At 40.8% G+C, this 1,783-nt stretch carries 1 protein-coding gene; it reads left to right on the top strand.

Annotation, left to right across the window (positions count from 1 at the left end; all coding sequences use genetic code 11):
* Positions 1-61 precede the first annotated feature (61 nt).
* Positions 62-1,759 (top strand): 1-acyl-sn-glycerol-3-phosphate acyltransferase, encoded by a 1,698-nt coding sequence (locus ACEW8O_RS11685; protein ID WP_373494809.1) that lies wholly within the window; start codon positions 62-64, stop codon positions 1,757-1,759.
* Positions 1,760-1,783: the final 24 nt, after the last annotated feature.

The following is a 1,783-nucleotide window of genomic DNA, read 5'->3' on the forward strand; positions in this document are numbered from 1 at the left end:
AAAAAATCAACCTCAAGTCCATTTTTTTATATCTTTGTTTTTTACGTAACTCTAAAGACACTTGGCAGAAAATTATATCAAGCATAAATATGATCCGATTCTTCCCAAGAAGGATGAATGGCCTGTTGTCAAACTCAGCAAAAGCCGAAAGGATTTTATCAAAAGGGTAGCAGAAGCCAGTAAAAGATCCGTTCTCCAAATCACAGGTGATAATATGGCCCTGCTGAAAGAAGAGTTGGAAACAACGCTTTACAGGGAAAAACTGAGGATAAAGCAAAATCCATGGGACGTTGATCCTGATGATGAAAAGGATTTTTGGAGGAAAGTAAAATCCAGCCTAGTCCAGATAAGTGCCGACACCAATACAACCAAAACCCAAAAAAAGAAAAAATACCTGGAGATTCTGGATGATATCACCATGCGCTATTCGGAAGAAATAGCCAGTAATTTTATCCATTCCCATTATAAAGTTACCAGAAGGATTGTCACTTTTGGCTTTGCACGTCTCTTGAATGCTGCCAGGGTGAAAGGCTTCAGATCTATATTCAGCAATCAGTACACCCTACAGGACAAAATCCAGATAGTCGGTGAAACAGATGAAATAAGGGAGTTGGCCTCAAAAGGCACCATCGTAATGGTTCCCACGCATTTTTCCAATCTTGACAGTATTCTGATTGGCTGGGTCATTTCAGTTTTGGGGTTGCCACCATTCATTTATGGAGCGGGTCTCAATCTCTTCAATATCGGAATCTTCGCTTATTTCATGAATGCCTTGGGGGCATATAAAGTGGATAGGAGAAAGAAAAACCTGTTGTATCTGGAAACATTGAAAACTTATTCCTCGGAGGCGATTCAGTTTGGGGTCCACAGCCTCTTTTTCCCCGGTGGAACACGATCTAGAAGTGGGATAATAGAGAAGAAACTGAAGTTGGGACTACTCAGCACAGCAGTCGAAGCCCAAAGAGCCAATTACCAAAAAGGCCTCGAAGATGTCAATGGAAAAATATTTATTGTACCGGTCACAATCAACTACCACTTTGTACTGGAAGCTCCAAGTCTGATACAGGAACACCTTTCTCTGACGGGCCAGGAAAGGTATTATCAGGAATCCGATGAATTTTCGACTTCTTACAAGATTTCAAAATTTCTGGTCAAGTTCTTTACCAAAGGGTCTGACATCTCTGTCTCAATTGGGAAGGCCATGGATGTGTTGGGCAATTATGTGGATACCGACGGAAACAGCATGGACCGCAACGGAAGGATCATTGATTCAAGGGATTATTTTATCTCCAATGGAAAGGTGACGGTGGATATGCAAAGGGAAGAAGAATATACCTACAGGTTAGGAAACCGTATCGTTGAGGAATTACATATCATCAACAGGGTCTTCAGTTCGCATTTGGTGGCATTTACGGCATTCCAGATGATCAAGCGAGAAAATAAAAAAATGGATCTTTTCAATCTTTTGCGCCTCCCAGAGGAGGATATTGTGATAGTTTATGCTGATTTCAAAAATGAATGCCAAAAGGTATTGGATAAGATACTGGAATTGGAATCAGAAGGGAAAGTACAGGCAGCTCCTCACCTGAAAGATGATCTGGATACCATCATTAACCATGGACTGGCCAATGTGGGCATGTATCATGCAAAACGTCCTTTAGTGAAAAATGAAGCAGGGAATATAGAAACACAGGATTTGAGTTTACTTTATTATTACCACAACAGACTGGAAGGATATGGCCTTGAAAAAATCTTCTAAAGAAAAATCCGTCGGAGTGGTTGG

Origin of the sequence: Aquiflexum sp., from assembly GCF_041749095.1 — a bacterium.
In the GTDB taxonomy this organism is placed as follows: Bacteria; Bacteroidota; Bacteroidia; order Cytophagales; family Cyclobacteriaceae; genus Aquiflexum.